The 17085-nt window shown below is 71.7% G+C and carries 18 protein-coding genes; 10 read left to right on the top strand and 8 right to left on the bottom strand.

From position 1 onward, the window contains the following. Position 1 precedes the first annotated feature (1 nt). Positions 2 to 1003, bottom strand: a complete 1002-nt coding sequence (locus tag ACFXAE_RS06145) for an NAD-dependent epimerase/dehydratase family protein (protein ID WP_384708723.1) — start codon at positions 1001 to 1003, stop codon at positions 2 to 4. Between the two features lie 109 nt (positions 1004 to 1112). Beyond that, a complete protein-coding gene (locus tag ACFXAE_RS06150) occupies positions 1113 to 2621 on the bottom strand; it encodes a DUF4246 domain-containing protein (protein WP_384708726.1) in 1509 nt (502 codons plus the stop codon). A gap of 478 nt (positions 2622 to 3099) precedes the next feature. Between ACFXAE_RS06150 and ACFXAE_RS06155 the strand changes: the two genes are divergently transcribed. From ACFXAE_RS06155 to ACFXAE_RS06165, 3 genes are all read left to right on the top strand, one after another. Continuing rightward, positions 3100 to 3636: a sigma-70 family RNA polymerase sigma factor gene (locus ACFXAE_RS06155; protein WP_384708729.1), complete on the top strand. Its 537-nt coding sequence runs from the start codon at positions 3100 to 3102 to the stop codon at positions 3634 to 3636. Next, positions 3633 to 4394: a hypothetical protein gene (locus tag ACFXAE_RS06160; RefSeq protein ID WP_384708732.1), complete on the top strand. Its 762-nt coding sequence runs from the start codon at positions 3633 to 3635 to the stop codon at positions 4392 to 4394. Before ACFXAE_RS06155 ends, ACFXAE_RS06160 begins: the two co-directional genes overlap by 4 nt. A 92-nt stretch (positions 4395 to 4486) precedes the next feature. Further along, the gene (locus tag ACFXAE_RS06165) at positions 4487 to 4654 is read left to right on the top strand and encodes a hypothetical protein (RefSeq protein WP_384708735.1); all 168 of its coding nucleotides are present in this window, start codon (positions 4487 to 4489) and stop codon (positions 4652 to 4654) included. 70 nt (positions 4655 to 4724) lie between these two features. Here ACFXAE_RS06165 and ACFXAE_RS06170 read toward each other — a convergent pair whose 3' ends face one another. Next, positions 4725 to 6128 carry a sensor histidine kinase gene (locus ACFXAE_RS06170; RefSeq protein ID WP_384709059.1) on the bottom strand — a complete coding sequence of 468 codons (1404 nt, stop codon included), beginning with the start codon at positions 6126 to 6128 and terminating at the stop codon, positions 4725 to 4727. A 38-nt stretch (positions 6129 to 6166) separates the two neighbouring features. After that, on the bottom strand, positions 6167 to 6856 hold the full coding sequence (locus tag ACFXAE_RS06175) for a response regulator transcription factor (RefSeq protein WP_384708738.1): 690 nt from the start codon (positions 6854 to 6856) through the stop codon (positions 6167 to 6169). Between the two features lie 149 nt (positions 6857 to 7005). Between ACFXAE_RS06175 and ACFXAE_RS06180 the strand changes: the two genes are divergently transcribed. The 7 genes from ACFXAE_RS06180 (at position 7006) to ACFXAE_RS06210 (ending at position 13218) form a co-directional block, all read left to right on the top strand. Beyond that, positions 7006 to 8346: a ferric reductase-like transmembrane domain-containing protein gene (locus ACFXAE_RS06180; protein WP_384708741.1), complete on the top strand. Its 1341-nt coding sequence runs from the start codon at positions 7006 to 7008 to the stop codon at positions 8344 to 8346. Positions 8347 to 8392: 46 nt separating this feature from the next. Next, entirely contained in the window at positions 8393 to 8791 is a 399-nt protein-coding gene (locus ACFXAE_RS06185) for an FMN-binding protein (RefSeq protein WP_384708744.1), read from the top strand. A 1-nt stretch (position 8792) separates the two neighbouring features. Further along, positions 8793 to 9533 carry an FAD:protein FMN transferase gene (locus ACFXAE_RS06190; protein WP_384708747.1) on the top strand — a complete coding sequence of 247 codons (741 nt, stop codon included), beginning with the start codon at positions 8793 to 8795 and terminating at the stop codon, positions 9531 to 9533. A 121-nt stretch (positions 9534 to 9654) separates the two neighbouring features. Then, complete coding sequence (locus tag ACFXAE_RS06195; protein WP_384708750.1) at positions 9655 to 10827, top strand: ABC transporter ATP-binding protein; 1173 nt, start codon at positions 9655 to 9657, stop codon at positions 10825 to 10827. Next, the gene (locus ACFXAE_RS06200; protein WP_384708753.1) at positions 10824 to 11522 is read left to right on the top strand and encodes an ABC transporter permease; all 699 of its coding nucleotides are present in this window, start codon (positions 10824 to 10826) and stop codon (positions 11520 to 11522) included. Before ACFXAE_RS06195 ends, ACFXAE_RS06200 begins: the two co-directional genes overlap by 4 nt. Continuing rightward, entirely contained in the window at positions 11519 to 12184 is a 666-nt protein-coding gene (locus ACFXAE_RS06205) for an ABC transporter permease (protein WP_384708756.1), read from the top strand. The genes ACFXAE_RS06200 and ACFXAE_RS06205 overlap by 4 nt, the downstream gene beginning before the upstream one ends. A 74-nt stretch (positions 12185 to 12258) precedes the next feature. Continuing rightward, positions 12259 to 13218 (top strand): ABC transporter substrate-binding protein, encoded by a 960-nt coding sequence (locus ACFXAE_RS06210; protein ID WP_384708759.1) that lies wholly within the window; start codon positions 12259 to 12261, stop codon positions 13216 to 13218. Positions 13219 to 13261: 43 nt separating this feature from the next. Here the strand turns inward: ACFXAE_RS06210 and ACFXAE_RS06215 are convergent, their stop codons facing one another. From ACFXAE_RS06215 to ACFXAE_RS06230, 4 genes are read right to left on the bottom strand one after another with little or no spacing between them, the layout of a single operon-like run. Further along, a complete protein-coding gene (locus ACFXAE_RS06215; RefSeq protein WP_384708762.1) occupies positions 13262 to 13858 on the bottom strand; it encodes an ATP/GTP-binding protein in 597 nt (198 codons plus the stop codon). Continuing rightward, on the bottom strand, positions 13845 to 14204 hold the full coding sequence (locus ACFXAE_RS06220; protein WP_384708764.1) for a DUF742 domain-containing protein: 360 nt from the start codon (positions 14202 to 14204) through the stop codon (positions 13845 to 13847). The genes ACFXAE_RS06215 and ACFXAE_RS06220 overlap by 14 nt, the downstream gene beginning before the upstream one ends. A 1-nt stretch (position 14205) precedes the next feature. Further along, positions 14206 to 14637 carry a roadblock/LC7 domain-containing protein gene (locus ACFXAE_RS06225; protein WP_085575286.1) on the bottom strand — a complete coding sequence of 144 codons (432 nt, stop codon included), beginning with the start codon at positions 14635 to 14637 and terminating at the stop codon, positions 14206 to 14208. 36 nt (positions 14638 to 14673) lie between these two features. Next, positions 14674 to 17064: a nitrate- and nitrite sensing domain-containing protein gene (locus ACFXAE_RS06230; RefSeq protein ID WP_384708767.1), complete on the bottom strand. Its 2391-nt coding sequence runs from the start codon at positions 17062 to 17064 to the stop codon at positions 14674 to 14676. Positions 17065 to 17085: the final 21 nt, after the last annotated feature.

The following is a 17085-nucleotide window of genomic DNA, read 5'->3' on the forward strand; positions in this document are numbered from 1 at the left end:
CTCAGCCGTCCCGCAGCCCCGCCGACGCGAACTCCCGCATGCCCTCCTCGAAGGCGACCCCCGGTTTCCAGTTCAGGTCGGCCCGCAGGCGGGAGGAGTCCGCCGTGATGTGGCGGACGTCGCCCAGGCGGTACTCGCCGGTGACGACCGGGTCCGGACCGCCGTACGCGCCGGCCAGGGCGCGGGCCATGTCGCCGACCGTGTGCGGGGTGCCGCTGCCGGTGTTGTACGCGGTGAGCGTCCCGGCGGCCGGGTCCGCGGTCAGCGCGGCGACGTTCGCCGCCGCCACGTCCCGTACGTGCACGAAGTCCCGGCGCTGACGGCCGTCCTCGAAGACCCGCGGGGCCTCGCCGCGGGCCAGCGCCGAGCGGAAGAAGGAGGCCACGCCCGCGTACGGGGTGTCGCGGGGCATGCCGGGGCCGTAGACGTTGTGGTAGCGCAGCGACACCGCCGAACCGCCCGTCGAACGCGCCCAGGCGGCGGCCAGATGTTCCTGGGCCAGCTTGGTCGTGGCGTACACGTTGCGCGGGTCGGCCGGGGCGTCCTCGCCGATCAGGCCCGGTTCGAGGTCCGCCCCGCACACCGGGCAGGCGGGTTCGAAGCGCCCGGCCGCCAGGTCGGTGACGGCCCGCGGTCCGGGACGCACCACCCCGTGCCGGGCACAGACGTAGCGGCCCTCGCCGTACACCACCATCGAACCGGCCAGCACCAGCCGGCCCACGCCCGCCTCCGCCATCGCGGCCAGCAGCACCGCCGTACCCAGGTCGTTGCGGGAGACGTACTCCGGCGCGTCGGCGAAGGAGGTGCCGAGGCCCACCATCGCCGCCTGGTGGCAGACGGCGTCCACCCCGGACAGGGCCTCGCGCACCGCGCCGGGGGAGCGCACGTCCGCCGTCGGATCGGCGCGCACGTCGAAGACGACGGGCTCGTGCCCGCGCGCCTCCAGCGCCTCGACGACATGGGACCCGATGAACCCGGCACCGCCGGTGACCAGTACACGCATGCGCCCACGCTAGGCGCGCCCCGAGCCGTACGGCGGGGCCGCGCCGGGCACGTCACCGGTCCGTAAGACGAGCCCCACCGGGCATCTGCCCGGTGGGGCACGGAGAGGGTCAGTGCTCGCAGAGGGAGAATTCCCGTTCATAGAGCTGCTCGTTGTGTTCGTCGACGAAGAACTTGCGTTCCCGCATGAGCTGTTCGCGGTGGTCCTCGGCCTGTTCGAGCGTCATGGTCGAGGTGTCGGACCACGGTTGCTGCGGTGGCACATCGGAGGTCGAGACGATCCTTTCCGACGGGTCGACCAGGAAGAACGCGAGAATCTTGCGATGCCCGGGGCGGGTGGGGTCCGCGAGGCGGAACGAGCCGACGCGGTGCTGCAGGATGTTCGGGAACGCCAGGCAGCGGCCCGCCGGCGTCGACGCCGATCCCAGCACCTGGTTCAGCGCGTCCTCGTTCTCCAGGCCGTAGACCTCACGCATGCCGTTGTCGTCGCTCTGCTCGTACTGCGGGTTGTCGAGTGCCGCCCGGAAGCTCAGCCGGCTCTCGGTGATGTTCTCGCTGTCCCAGTAGTAGATGCCGGTCGAGACGATCCGCTCGTTCAGCATTCCCTCGACGTGCCAGGAGCCGCCTTGGTACTCGGGCTTGTCCGGGGTGAGGTGAATGGTGGCGAGCTTGACGATGACCTGGAGACGACGGCCGCGCAGGTCGACCCGGTCGGAGTCGTCGGGCGGCTCGGGCGGGGTGAATTCCGGGGCGTCCGGGACGACCGGGCGGCGGTTCTCCCACCAGTTGTCATAGGCCTCCTCCCATGCCGCGACGGCCTCTTCGTAGGCTTCGCTGTCGCTGAAGGAGGACTCGTCCGGGTCCTCCGGCTCCGAGTCGTACCAACCGTAGGGATCGGCCTTGATCCGCAGGGGCCTCGGACGGCGCAGATCGGTGAGCACGTTCTCCCACAACGGGCGGAAGCGCGCGAACAACTCCGGCAGCACGGAGGCCAGTTCGTGATGGGTCTCGGGGTGGACGTTGTTGACGTACGAACGGAAGGCGACCTCTCCGTCGTCGCTGACGTCGACATCCGTGGGCAGCCACTGGAACTTCTCCGAGAACTCGTACTTCGAGTAGCGGCTCGTCGGGTTCAGCCAAGCCCGCTCGGGCGCCCCGCTCACCCCTCTCACCAGGCAGAAGAGTGAGGGGTGAACCAGATCCAGTACCTGGCCGTCGGATCCGGGATGCCAGTCCAGTTCCGCTTCGGGGACCTCCTCCAGAACCCGGACCGCCTCCCGCAGCCGGGCCCTGAGCTCGTCGTCGACCAGCGTGTCCGACTGCCACACCCCGTCGACGGCGGACACCTCGGCGCCGGTCCGTCCGTCCCGCAGCGCGGCGTAGTGCCGGAGTTCGGCGAGCACGTAACGAATCTGCGCTTCGGTGAGGCCCTGGGTGACCGCTTCTTGCGTCCACCTGGCGACGATGTCGGCGTCGTTCATCTTGTCGAACCACCCCGGCTTCTCCCGGAGGTGTGAGCTGCACTGCATCATCTCAAGTTCCCGCAGCGTTCGGGGTGTCGCGAACGCTATGGAACGGGAAGCGTGAAAGGGCAGCGGGAAAGCAGACAGGCCGGTCAATTCTCTCGGTCCTCACGGTCGGTGTGCGGTGGCGGGAAGGATACGTCCGCGGACTGACACCGCAGCCGTGGTCCCTGTCTCCACGGCCCCGCCCTGCGGACGGGGCGACGTGCGCCTCGCCGGGCGCGCTCCGGGCCCGGGTGTGTTCCGGGTGGCCGCCGTTCCGTCCGCCCCGGGACGGCGTGGTGGAGCGCAACAGTGGCTGATTCGAACGGGTTTGGCCGAGAAGCTTTGACCCCGTTCTGTGACGCCCGTCACCCGGAGTGGCTTCGTGGGGCGGGTGTCCGCCCCTCCTGGGAGGTCGACGTCGCAGCTCAGGCGGGGTGCCCTCTCCGGTTTCTTGATCACCGTAGGTGACTGTTGAAATTCGGATGGTCATATTTAGGGGCGCGTGCATGCGTGTTCTGGGCGTCGGCCCGGTTGAGTGCTCCTCACCGGCGCACGCCGGGCACCCGAACACCCTCAACGAAGAGGATCCATGCACGAAGACGTCTTCCGGACCGACGACGGCTCCGGTTCCTCCACGCAGGCGCCGCTTCCCCTGCCGCTGGACTTCGAGGCGCACTACGTGATGAACCAGGAGGCCTGGCACTCCTACGCGCTGTACCGGCTCCGCACCAACGACGCCGCGGAGCGCGCGGTCCATCGTGCCTTCCTGGAAGTTCTCCGGGTCTGGGACGAGTTGCTCGCCGAGGCCAACCTTCCGCAGCAGACCTGGAGCATCCTGCGGCGCGTCGTCGGCGACGAGGCACTGGCTACGGCGCGCGACGAGATCACCGCGATGGCGAGCGAGACCGGCCTCTACGCGGCGCTGCTGAACCTGCCGCAGCGGCAGTTCGACGTGATCATCCTGCGGTACGTCCTGCACTACAGCAGCCAGAAGACCAGCTGGTACCTCGGCATCACCGTGAGCACCGTGGACTACCACCTCCGCGAGGCCCGCAAGCGCCTCGCCCCCGTCCACCACAACCACCGCGGGACCACACCGACGAAGGAGAAGGAGGCAGACCAGTGACACCTCCCGTGTGGAGCAAGCGCCTGTCCGAAGCCGAGACGACATGGACCCGGCGCCTGGCCGAGACCGACCCGTTCGCCCGGGAGGCGCGGCGCCCCTTCGACGCCGCCGAGGGGCTGCGCCGCCTGGCCGCGGACGCCGGGTACACCCGGCCCGCGCCGGCCCGGCCCGCCGGCACCCGCGCCCGCCACCAGCTCGACCTCATCTCCCGCTGGACCGTCACCGAGGCCGGCGCCGCCGACCACGTCGAAGAACTGGCCGCGCTCATCGGCGACGACGGCGACGGCAAACCCACGCCCGACGACTTCACCGAGTGGCTGCCCGTCGACGTCCACGGCATCCACGTCTTCGCCTGCATCCTCCACCTCGTCGACCACCCCGAGAGCGCCGTCTTCTGGTGGCAGATCGCCGCCGGAGCCGAACACACCGGCGCCGCCTACTGCCTCCACCTGCGCCACGTCGGCCAGGGCGAGATCCGGGAAGCCGCCTTCTGGAAGCGGCAGATGAGCGTCATGCGCGACCGCACCGCACAACAGTGGTTCGACGGGCCCCCGAACGACTACACCCGCGACCTGGTCGGCGCGGTCGACGCCTTCACCACCTACTGCGCCCGCCACCGCGAACCCGCGCCGATCCCCACCCGCCACCTGCGCAAGCGCTACCAGGCGCTCGCCGAACGCCACGGCGAGGACGGGCTGGTCTGCCGGCCCGACAGCCGGCTGCCCGACCGCATACACGAACTGTCCGCCCCGCACTGACCCCGCGCGAAGAAAGCCCGGCGGGGACGAAGGTCTCCAGGCCGCCCGCTCCACCGGACTCGAGAGCAGCACCCACGGGAGAGAGCGCCACCATGAGCGAGCCTCACCGCACCGCCCCCACCACGCAGGGCCCCGGCCGCTTCGACCGGGTATCCGCCTGGATCCGCCGCCGCGACGCCGTCTCCAGCGCCCTGCGCGGCGCCGCCTACGGCGCCGGCGCCGTAGGCCTCGCCTTCTGGTGGCTCCGCCAGTGGATCTGAGCCGCCCCCGGCCCCGCACACGCCCCCGGACGCACCGGCGGCACGAGCCGCCCCCGGCAACCGGGGCCCGTCAGGCACCGCCGTGCAGCGGCAGCCGTACGGTGAAGACCGTCGCCCCCGGCGCGCTGCTCAGCTCGATGTCGCCGCCGTGCGCCCGCACCAGGGACCGGGCGACCGCGAGGCCCAGCCCGCTGCCGCCCCGGTCCCGGCTGCGGGCCTTGTCGACCCGGTAGAAACGGTCGAAGACCCGCTCCCGGTCCTCCGCCGGGACACCGGGACCCGCGTCGGCGACCCGCACCAGCGCCGAGCCGGCGGCGACGGACACCGCCACTGACACCCGGGTACCGGCCGGGGTGTGCACGGCGGCGTTGGTGAGCAGGTTGTCCAGGACCTGTCGTACGCGCTGCGGATCGAGCCGGAGCCTCAGCGGTCCGGAGCCCGCCGTCACCGCCAGCGGATGCCCCGAATGGCTCGCCCGGAACGCGTCGGCGGCCTGCTGCACCAGCTCCACCAGGTCCGTGTCCGCCGCCCGCAGCGGCGCCTCCACCTCCGCCGCGTCCAGCCGGGCGAGCAGCAGCAGATCGTCGAGGAGTACGCCCATCCGGGCGGCCTCCGCCCGCAGCCGGGCCAGGTGCCGCTCGCGTTCGGCGGGCTCGTTGGCGGCGGCGTACTGGAACAGGTCCGCGTAGCCGCGCACCGACATCAGCGGGGTGCGCAGTTCGTGCGAGGCGTCCGCGACGAACCGGCGCAGCCGCAGTTCCGCCTCCGCGCGCACCGCGAGGGAGTCGTCGATGTGCTCCAGCATCGTGTTGAACGCGGTACGCAGCTCCGCCACCTCCAGGCCGCCGTCCCGCCCGTCCGCGCGCAGCGGCAGCCGGGCCGCCGACTCGCTCAGATCGTGCGAGGCGATGCCGTGCGCGGTGTGCGCCATGTCGCTCAGCGGCTTCAGCCCGTGCCGCAGCATCCGCCGCCCGAACACCACCAGGGCCAGCAGCGCGAGCGCGAACACCACGACCTGCACCGTGATCAGCTGCCCGACGGTCTCCTCGATGTCCTCCACGGGCGCGGCGCTCACCAGCACCACCCCCGGTTCGACCTCGCAGCCGCGCAGCCGGTAGGTGCCCTCCCCGTGGATGCGCGCGGTGCGCGTCAGCTCCGTGTCGGAGTGCGCCATCGCCCGCGCGAGGTCGGCCAGGGCGCGGGTGTCCTCGGGCACGTCGGAGGGCCTGCGCAGGGTGACCGCGCCGCCCGAGACGTCGTACACCGCCGTGTACCAGCCGTAGTACGGCTTCCGCCTGACCGTGCCGTGCGCCGCCGCGTCCTTGGCCTGCACGGCCTGGATCAGCTTCAGCTGGTCGCCCAGCTGCCGTTCCAGATAGTCGTGCATGTACGTGGTGAGCGCGGTGCCGACGACCGCGAACACCGCCAGCGACAGCACCCCGAGGCCCAGCGTCAGCCGGGTGCCCAGGCGCATCCGCCGGTAGGTGTCCCGCAGCCGTCGGAGACACGCCGTCACTCGGCGGCCTGCCGGATCACGTAACCGAAGCCCCGCACCGTCTGGATCAGCGGCGTACCGGTGTCGTCCAGCTTGCGCCGCAGCCGGCTCACCACCAGCTCCACCACATTGGAACGGCCCCCGAAGCCGTACTCCCACACATGGTCCAGGATCTGCGCCTTGGTCAGCACGGTCGGCGACCGGCGCATCAGATAGCGCAGCACCTCGTACTCGGTCGGCGTCAGCGACAGCAGCCGCTCACCGCGCCGCACCTCGCGGGTGTCCTCGTCCATCGTCAGGTCCGCCACCCGCAGCACCGACCGCTGGAACCCCGGCCCCGCGCTGCGCCGCAGCACCGTCCGCAGCCGCGCCATCAGCTCCTCCACGGCGAACGGCTTGACCAGGTAGTCGTCCCCGCCTCGGGTGAGCCCCGCCACCCGGTCGGCGACCCCGTCCCGCGCGGTGAGGAACACCACCGGCACCATCGTTCCGGAACGCCGCAGCCGGTCCAGGACGCCGAAGCCGTCGACGTCCGGCAGCATCAGGTCCAGCACCACGATGTCCGGGCGGAACTCGGCGGCGCGGCGCAGCGCCTCCGCGCCCGAGTTGGCGGTGACCGCCTCCCAGCCCTCGTAGCGGGCGACCGTCGCCACCAGGTCGGCTATCGGCGGGTCGTCGTCCACGACGAGGAGTCGTACTTTTTCCACCCGCCCATACTGCGGCACCCCGCCTCCGGCGCCAGAGGCGGCGCACGATCGCATCTCGATCGATAAAAACTTGAAAGTTGACCGACAGGGGATCGACAGCGCCTGTGACCAAGCTCGGAGTCCCAGGACCCGATCAAGGAGTTTCCGGCGTGACAGCTGTCCAATCGCCTCCCGCACCCCCCACCGCGAGGCGACGCCCCAAGGCGGTGGCGCGCATCGGCCTGTACGGCCTGCTCGCCGCGAACGCGGTGGTGGTGGCCGTCTTCTTCGTCCAGGCGGGCTTCGGCGCGAACGCCCTCGTCGTACTCGGCCGCCTCACCGGCCTGTACGCCGCCCTGCTGATGGCGTTCCAGCTGCTGCTGGTGGCCCGGCTGCCCTGGCTGGACCGCCGGATCGGCATGGACCGGCTGACCCTGTGGCACCGCCGGGTCGGCTTCGGACTGCTGTGGACGCTCCTCGGCCACGCCGTCTTCATCATCTTCGGCTACGCCGAGATGTCCTCCATGGACCCGGTGAACCAGCTCGTCGACCTCGCCGAGACCGTCGAGGGCGTGCTGCGCGCGGTCGTCGCGCTGGCGCTGATCCTCGTCGTCGGCGCCGTCTCCGCCCGCCGCGCGCGGCGCCGTCTCGCCTACGAGACCTGGCACTTCGTCCACCTGTACACCTACGTCGCCGTGGTGCTGGCCTTCACCCATCAGGTCGCCGTAGGCTCCACCTTCACCGCCTCGTCCGCCGCCACGGCCTACTGGTACGGGCTGTGGGGCGCCGCGCTCGCCGCGGTGTTCGCCGGCCGGCTGGTCCTGCCGCTGTGGCGGAACCGGCGCCACCGGCTGCGGGTCACGGCCGTCGTCCCGGAGAACGACCACGTGGTGTCCATCCACATCACCGGCCGTGATCTGGACCGGCTGCCCGCCCGCGCCGGCCAGTTCTTCCTGTGGCGGTTCCTGACGAAGGACCGCTGGTGGCAGGCGAACCCGTTCTCCCTGTCCGCCGCGCCCGACGGCCGCACCCTGCGGCTCACCGCGAAGGCGGCCGGCGACGGCAGCGCGGCCCTGCGCCATCTCAAGCCCGGCACCCGTGTCTTCGCCGAGGGACCCTACGGCGCCTTCACCACCCTGCACCGCACCCGCCCGGACGCCCTGCTCATCGCCGGCGGTGTCGGCGTCACCCCGATCCGGGCCCTGCTGGAGGAGCTGCACGGTCATGCCGTCGTCCTCTACCGCGTGTCCACCGAAGCCGACGCCGTCCTCCACGGCGAACTGCGCGAACTCGCCGTCGCCAAGGGCGCCGAGCTGCACCTGCTCACCGGCCCGCCGGTCCCCGACCGGCTGGCCCCCGGGGAGCTGTCCCGGCTCGTGCCCGACCTCACCGACCGCGACGTCTACGTCTGCGGCCCGCCCGGCATGACCACCGCGGTCCTGCGCACCCTGCGCGAACTGGGCGTACCGAAGCGGCAGATCCACTACGAACGCTTCAGCCTGGCCGGATGACGGACACGCGGCGCACGAGGAGAACGAGGGGAACGAGGAGAACACCGTGAAGCGAGCACTGCCCGTCCTGGTCCTGACCGTCGCCGGACTGATCCCGGTCTGGCGCTACACCCCGTCCGTCCCGGAGCCGGCGGTCGCCGAACCCGCGCCCGCCCCCTCGGTGTCCACCTCCCCGGGCAGCACCACCCGGGTGGTGGCTGGCCCCACCGTCGACACCGAGAAGGGCCCCGTGCGGGTCGAGGTCACCCTCGACGGCGACCGCATCAGCGCGGTGCGGATGCTCCGGCAGCCGGACCACCCGCAGACCACGGCCGCCGTACCGGTCCTGATCGAGGAGACGCTGGAGGCCCAGAGCGCCGACGTCGACACGGTCTCCGGCGCCACCGTCACCAGCGACGGCTACCGGGAGTCCCTGCAGGCCGCACTCGACGCACAGGGCTCCTGACATGCGGCGCGTCGAACACGTCATGGGCTTCCCGGTGTCGCTGCGGATCGACGACGAGGGATTTTGGGAATCCGCGGTGGACGACCTCTTCACCCGGCTGCGCGCGGTCGACGCCCGCTTCAGCCCGTTCCGCGAGGACAGCGAGGTCTCCCGCCTGGACCGGGGCGAGCTGGACCCGGACCGGCTCAGCCCCGAACTGACCGAGGTCCTCGCCCTCTGCGAGCGGTACCGGATCGCCACCGGGGGCGCGTTCGACGTGCGGCTGCCGGGCCGGCGCCTCGATCCGTGCGCGGTGGTGAAGGGCTGGTCGGTGCAGAAGGGCGCCGATCTGCTGCGGGCGGCGGGAGCGCGGCGGTTCTGCCTCAACGCCGGCGGGGACGTGGTCGCCGCCGGCGGGCCGTGGCGCGTGGGCGTACGACACCCGGAACACGCCGACCGGCTGTGCACCGTCCTCGACCTCACCGACGGCGCGGTCGCGACCTCCGCGCGCTACGAGCGCGGCGACCACATCATCGACGGCCGCACCGGCCGCCCGGCGACCGGCCTGCTCGCCCTGACCGTCACCGCCCCCACCCTGACCGAGGCGGACACGGTCGCCACGGCGGCCTTCGCACTGGGCCCGGAGGGGATCGCGTGGGCCGCCGCACGCCCCGGCTGCGAGGTGTACGCGGTGAGGGCGGACCGGAGAGTGCTGCGCACGGCGGGGTTTCCCTCCGTGGGATCGGGGCAGGTGGCGGCGTAGCCCGAAGCCCTTCCGGGGACGGGGTTCCGGGGTTCTGTCAGTGCTGCCGTCTACACTCGTCCGGCGACAGAGCGTGCGACCCCGGTCAGAAACTTCCGCCACCCGAAGGGCATTCCGCGTCTTGATACGGATCGACTCAGTAACGAAGCGGTACCCGGACGGCACGGTGGCGGTCGACCGGTTGTCGCTGGAGATCCCCGACCGCTCGATCACCGTCCTCGTCGGACCCTCAGGCTGCGGCAAGACGACCACCCTCCGCATGATCAACCGGATGGTCGAACCCACCGAGGGGACGATCCTCCTGGACGGCGAGGACGTTCAGCGGCAGCCGGTCACCACCCTGCGCCGGTCCATGGGGTACGTCATCCAGAACGCAGGGCTCTTCCAGCACCGCACGATCGTCGACAACATCGCCACCGTGCCCCGCCTGCTCGGCTGGGGCAAGCAGCGGGCCCGGGAGCGGGCGGCGGAGCTGATGGAGCGGGTGGGTCTTGACCCCTCGCTGGCCAAGCGGTATCCGTACCAGCTCTCCGGCGGGCAGCAGCAGCGCGTCGGCGTGGCGCGGGCGCTCGCCGCGGACCCGCCGGTGCTGCTGATGGACGAGCCGTTCTCCGCCGTCGACCCCGTGGTGCGCAAGGGGCTGCAGGACGAACTCCTGCGCATCCAGGACGAGCTGGGCAAGACCATCGTCTTCGTCACGCACGACATCGACGAGGCGATCAAACTGGGCACCATGGTCGCCGTACTGCGCGAGGGCGGCCGGCTCGCCCAGTACGCGCCGCCCGCCGAGCTGCTGTCGAACCCCGCGGACGGGTTTGTCGAGGACTTCCTCGGTGCCGACCGCGGCATCCGGCGGCTGTCCTTCTTCCCCTCCGCCGCACTGGAGTTGACCACCGACGCCGTGATCCCGGCCGACGCCACCGCCGGCCGGATCGCCGCCACCAAGGCCCCCCACCTCCTGGTCACCGACGCCGACGGCCGCCCGCTCGGCTGGGCCGCGCGCGAGGAGTTGGCCGCCGGGGACGTCAGGACCGACCGACTGCTGCCGTACGGACGGCCGTTCGTGCCCGGCGCCGACTCCCTGCGGGTCGCCCTCGACTGCGCCGTGCTCTCGCCCGTCGGCCGGGCGGTCGCCGTGGACGGTGGCGGCCGGGTGACCGGCGTCGTCTCCCAGCAGACCATCGGCGAGGCCATCCGCACCGCCCACGCGGAGAGCCGGGCGAACACGGCCGGGAAAACGGACACGGACCCGGCCAGGACCACGGACCCGGCCAGGACCGAGGCCGCCAAGTGACCGGCTTCTTCGACATCCCCAGCGACCTCCAGCACAGCTGGGCGGGCCTGATCGGCCTGCACATGAGGGAGGCCCTGCTGCCGGTGGCCGCCGGGCTGCTCCTCGCGCTGCCGATCGCGCAGCTGTGCGGGCGCTTCCGCTGGCTGTACCCGCCCGTGCTGGGCCTGACGACCGTGCTGTACGCCGTCCCCTCCCTGGCGTTCTTCGTCGTCCTCATCGACTACACCGGCCAGACCGAACTCACCGTGATGATCCCGCTGGCCCTGTACAGCCTGGTCGTCCTGGTCCCGGCCATCGTCGACGGCGTGCGCTCGGTGCCGGACGAGACCCTCGCCGCGGCCACCGCCATGGGCTTCGGCCCCGTGCGCCGTTACCTCCAGGTGCAGTTGCCGATCGCCGCGCCCGCCATCATCGCCGGGCTCCGGGTCGCCACCGCGTCCAGCATCTCCCTGGTCAGCGTAGGAGCCCTGATCGGCAACCAGGGCGCCCTCGGCAACCTGCTCGCCGCCGCGCAGAAGTACGACCGGCCCGAACTCGCGGTGAACGCCGTGGTCACGATGGCCGCCCTGGCGATCCTGTGCGACGTCCTGCTGGTCGCGCTGCGGGTGCTGCTGACGCCGTGGATGCCGCGCGGCACCCGTCCGAAGCCCGCCGCCCGGCGGGCGGAGATCACCCCGGAGGGCGCGGTCCGGTGAACGTCCTCAATTTCGTCAACGCCTTCTTCAGCGACAGTGCCCACTGGCACGGCTACGACGGCATCCCGCGGCGTTTCCTCGAACACCTCCAGTACTCCCTGCTGGCCCTCGCCGTCGCGGCCGCGATCGGGCTGCCCGTCGGCCTGTTGACCGGCCACACCGGACGCGGCGGCAACGCGCTCGCCTTTATCGCCAACGCCGCCCGCGCGCTGCCCAGTTTCGGTCTGCTGGTCCTTGCCGTCCTGCTGATCGGCTTCGGCCTGCTGCCCGTCATGATCCCGCTGGTCGTGCTGGCCGTCCCGCCGATCCTGGTGACCACCTACGAGGCGGTCCGCTCCGTCGACCCCGCCCCGGTGGATGCCGCCAGGGGCATGGGCATGCATGAGTCGCGGGTCCTCTTCCAGGTCGAGGTGCCCGTGGCGCTCCCGCTGATCCTCAGCGGCCTGCGCTCCGCCGCCATCCAGATCGTGTCGACGGCCACCATCGCCGCGTACGTCAGTCTCGGCGGGCTCGGCCGGTACATCATCGACGGGCTCTACCAGCGCGATTACGAGAAGGTGGTCGGCGGCGCCACGCTGGTGGCCGTCCTGGCGCTGCTCACCCTCGCGGTGTTCTGGGCGGCGGGACGACTGGCCGTGTCCCCCGGGGTGCGCAGGCGCTGACGTTCGATCGGATGTGCGACAAACGTGACCCGGACGTTCTTGACTCACCGTAGACGGCTGGATTGGATCGGCGAATGACTTTCACCGCGCAGAGCAGCAGGTCCAGGACGAGGCACACCGGCGCGGCGGCCGTCGCGTTCGCCGCCGCGGCGGCGCTGCTCGCCGGCTGTTCCTCCTCCGACGACACCTCCGACAACCCCCTCGACGGCGAGAAGGCCGAAGCCGGCACCGTCGTCGTCGGCTCGAACAACTTCGCCGAGAGCACCCTGCTCGCCGACATCTACGGCGAGGCGCTCCGCGCCGCCGGCCTCAAGGTCGACTACAAGCACAACATCGGCAGCCGTGAGACGACGTACGGCCTGATGAAGAACGGCTCCATCACGGTCCTGCCGGAGTACAACGGCTCCCTCCTCGCCTACCTCGACCCCAAGGCCGAGCAGCAGTCGGCGGACGCCGTGAACGAGGCCGCCAAGGCCAGGCTGGACAAGTCGCTGACACTGCTGGAGCCGTCGCCCGCCGAGGACAAGGACTCCGTCAGCGTCAACGCCGAGACGGCGAAGAAGTACGGCCTCACCGCGGAGTCGACCCTCGCCGACCTCAAGGACATCGCGCCGGAGATGGTGATCGGCGGCTCGCCCGAGTTCCAGACCCGGCAGCAGGGGCTGAAGGGCCTGGAGACCGTCTACGGCCTGAAGTTCAAGTCCTTCAAGGCGCTCGACGCGGGCGGCCCGCTCACCCAGGCGGCGCTCAGCCAGAACGAGGTCCAGGCCGCGGACGTCTTCACCACCGACCCGACCATCGTCAAGGAGAAGTTCGTCGTCCTGAAGGACCCGGAGAACCTCTTCGGCTTCGCCAACGTCACCCCGCTGGTCAGCAAGGAAGGGCTGCCCCGGAAGGGCGTGGAGGCGCTGAACGCGGTCTCCGCGAAGCTGGACACCGAGACCCTCCTCGACCTGGACGCCCAGGTGCAGCTGGAGGAGAAGGACCCCCTCGACGTGGCGAAGGCCTGGCTGAAGTCGGCCGGCCTGGACTGACCCCGCCCGGGGTGCGGCGAACGGGCCGCACCCCACGGGCCGTTCACCGTGCCGGGGCCGCCTGCGCGATCAGCCGGTCGATCAGCGCGATCAGCACGTCCCGGCACGACTCCCGCTCCCGGGCGTCGCACAGCAGCACCGGCACGCCGTCCGGCAGCGTCAGCGCGTCCCGGATGTCCTCGACCGGGTACGGATGCTCCCCGTGGAAGCCGTTGACGGCGATCACGAACGGGATGCCCCGGCGCTCGAAGAAGTCGATCGCGGCGAAACTGGTCTTGGGCCTGCGCACGTCCACCAGGACCACCGCGCCCAGCGCGCCGACGGCCAGGTCGTTCCACATGAACCAGAACCGCTGCTGCCCCGGCGTGCCGAAGAGGTACAGCACGAGGTCGTCCGAGACGGAGATCCGGCCGAAGTCCAGGGCGACCGTGGTGGCACGTTTCTCCTCGACGCCGTTCAGGTCGTCGACGTCCAGCCCCGCCATGGTCAGCGGCTCCTCGGTGCGCAGCGGGACGATCTCGCTGACCGAGCCGACCATGGTCGTCTTGCCCACGCCGAAGCCGCCGGCGATCAGGATCTTGACCGTGTCGGGTGCGGAACGCCCCGCGGATGCCCGAGCGGTGGTGTCAGAGCCGGCCAAGGCCCTCCCTCACTTTCTGCAGCAGATCCAGGTCCACAGTGGTGCTGTTGACGGGGTGCGGCGGACGGACGGTGATCCGGCCCGCCTCCAGCAGGTCGCACAGCATGATGACGACCACGCTCATGGGGAGGTCGAGACGCGCGGCGAGCTCGGCGACCGCCACCGGCTCGGCGCACAGCCGCAGGATCCGGGAGTGCTCGGGCTGCGGCCGGGCCACCCCCTCGGGCTGCGGATCCGCCGCCGTCACCGTCGTGATGAGCGTGAAGTCGGCGCGGCTGGGCCGGGTCCGGCCACCGGTCAGGGTGAACGGTCGTACGAGCCGGCCCGCCGAGTCGCTCCCGCCCACCTCACACGCCGGGGTCGACGGCCGGCCCCGCGATGTCCCGCGGGGCCGCGCTGAGGTGCTCGCCGATCTTCTTCACCAGCATGTTCATCTGGTACGCCACCACGCCGACGTCCGCGCCCGGACCGGTCAGCACCACCAGATGGGCGCCGGGACCGGCCGAGGTGAGGATCAGGTAGCTGTGCGCCATCTCGATGAGCGCCTGGCGCACCGGGCCGCCGCGGAAGTCCATGCTGACGCCCTTGCTGAGGCTCATCAGACCGGACGCGGTCGCCGCCAGGCGTTCCGCGTCGTCCCGCAGGAAGCCGGTGGACTTGCTCACCACCAGCCCGTCCTCCGAGAGCACCACGGCCTGGTTCACGTCGGCGACCCGTTCGACGAGTCCGGTCAGCAGCTGGTCCAGCTGGGTGTGGGTGGCGGGGATGGGGCGTGTCATGACGGTGTTCCTTCGTGAACGGTCGGCGGTCGGCGGTCAGCGGTCGGCGGGCGGAGTCGGGAGCTCGGCGGGAGCGGCGGGTACGTGCGCCGGGGCGGTCGCCTTGTCCGCGTCGTCCGGTGGCCCGGCCTCGTCGGTGTCGTCGTCGTCCCGCGCCTGGGACGTGCCACGCTGGAAGCCGGCGAGGGAGGAGGCGGCGTGTTCCGCGGTGAAGTCGCCGCAGTCGTCCTCGGCGTCCGGGACGGACTCCTCACGGAGCTCGGCGGCCAGGCTGGTCTGCGGCACCCGGCGGGGGAGCGGGGTGAGCCCGTCCCGGCGGGGCGCGGGCACCGACGCGGCCGGGACGGGGGCGGTCCGCACGGCGGTCGCCGACCGGGACGCCGCGGTCCGTGCCGCGCCGGCGGCCACGGTCTCCTCGCGCCGGTCGTCGGCCCGGCCGTCGATGTCCGCCCGGTCCTCCGTGACCTCGGTGCGCGTTTCCCGCCGTCCACCGCCGGACGGCGCGTCCCGCACCACGATCTCGTGCGGGATCAGCACGATCGCCGTCGTCCCGCCGTACGGCGAGGGACGCAGGGTCACGGAGATGCCGTGCCGGTGCGCGAGCTGGGAGATCACGAACATGCCGAGCCGGAGGTCGTCGGCGAGCGCCACCACGTCGAATTGCGGCGCCTTGGCCAACTGGGTGTTCAGGGAGGCGTAGTCGTCCTCCGACATGCCCAGGCCCCGGTCCTCGATCTCGACGGCGAGGCCCCTGGCCACCATCGCCGCCCGCACCCCGACGGGGCTCGGCGCCGGCGAGTACACCGTCGCGTTGTCGATCAGCTCGGCCAGCAGGTGGATGACGTCGGCCACCGCGGGCGGGGCGAGCGACACCTCCTCCTCGGTGAGCACCTCCACCCGCTGGTACTCGGCGACCTCGCCGACGGCACTGCGCACGATGTCGATCAGCGCGACCGGTTCACTCCAGGTACGGCCGGGACGCTCACCGCTGACGATGACCAGGTTCTCCTCGTAACGCCGCAACTGGCTTGCCGTGGAGTCCAGTTCGTACAGGCCCTTGAGGACCTCGGGGTCGGTGTGCCGGCGCTCCAGCGCGTCGAGCTTGCTGAGCTGGAGGTTGACCAGATTCTGGCTCTGCCGCGCGATGCCGAGGATGACCTTCTGGAAACCGCGCCGGGTGTCGGCGAGTTCGACCGCGGTGTGCACGGCGGTGCGCTGCGCGGTGTTGAACGCCTGCGCCACCTGGCCCAGTTCGTCGTGTCCGTAGTCCAGCGGAGTCGTCGCCGACTCCGCGTCGACCTTCTCGCCCCGCTCCAGCCGGGCCACCACATCGGGCAGCCGTTCCTCGGCCAGGCCGAGGGTGGCCACCCGCAAGCCGCGCAGCCGGCGGGAGAGCGAGCGGGTGATGCGCCAGGACAGGCCGACGCACAGCAGCAGCGCGAGCAGTCCGCCGGCGCTCAGGGAGCCGGCCGTCAGCAGCAGGCTGCGGGCCTCGTCGGCGCTGCGGGTGAGCAGCGCGTCGGTCTGCTGCCGGATCATGGCGGCGTACTGCGGGGAGACCCGGTCCATGGCCTCGTCCCACCGCTCCCGCAGGTCCGGCAGCTCGACGCTGCGCTTCTCGCCCGTGGGCGGGGTCGCGAGCACCTGGTCCTCGACCGCTTCCAGGGCGCGCCACTCGCTGCTCTGCAGGATCCGCTCGGTCTGCGTCTTGGTCTCGCCGCGCAGGGAGGGAACGATCTGGTCCTCGACCAGCCAGCGGCGGGTGTGGACCAGCTCCGCGAACTCGCTCCAGCCCTGCGTGTCCATGCGCCCGGAGGGCCAGGCGAGGGTGAGTCGCGCGTCCTCCTCGGAGACCAGCTCCGCCGTGTGCTCCAGCGCGATCAGCGGTTCGGCCTGCGAGGTGAGGTCTCCGTCGTCGACCTGGGAGAGTTCCTGGAAGGCGTGGATCTGGTCGTCGATGATCGAGGTGTACTGGTCCAGCGCCTGCTCGGCGGTGATGTCGCTGGGGCTGTCCACCTGGTCCCGGTAGTACTCCAGGCTGCCCACCGAGCCGAGCACCCCGTACATGCGGTCCGAGATGCGCGGTGGTGCCTCGGCGATCGCGTCCGCCTGACCGACCAGCTTCGCCACCGCGTCGTCGGTCTTCCTGCGCTGGGCCTCCAGGGCGGTCCGGGGGGTGTCCGGTTCGGCCAGCCACGCGGCGGTCAGCCGGCGCTCCTGCTGCAACGCGAGCGTGGCGTGCGTGCCCATCGCGCCGGTCGACCGGCTCAGCTCCGTCTGGGAACGCAGTTGCAGGCCCTCGGAGAACATCTGGATCGTCGTCAGGCCCCACATGCCGGCGAGGGTGACGCTGGGCACCAGGGCGAGGAGGAACAGCGAGAGACGTATGGAGCCGAGACGGCGCCGGGCACCTGTCCGTGGAGACATCGTGGTCCTAGAGCGGTCGGA

It is taken from the genome of Streptomyces sp. NPDC059454 (assembly GCF_042749965.1).
Classification (GTDB): domain Bacteria; phylum Actinomycetota; class Actinomycetes; order Streptomycetales; family Streptomycetaceae; genus Streptomyces.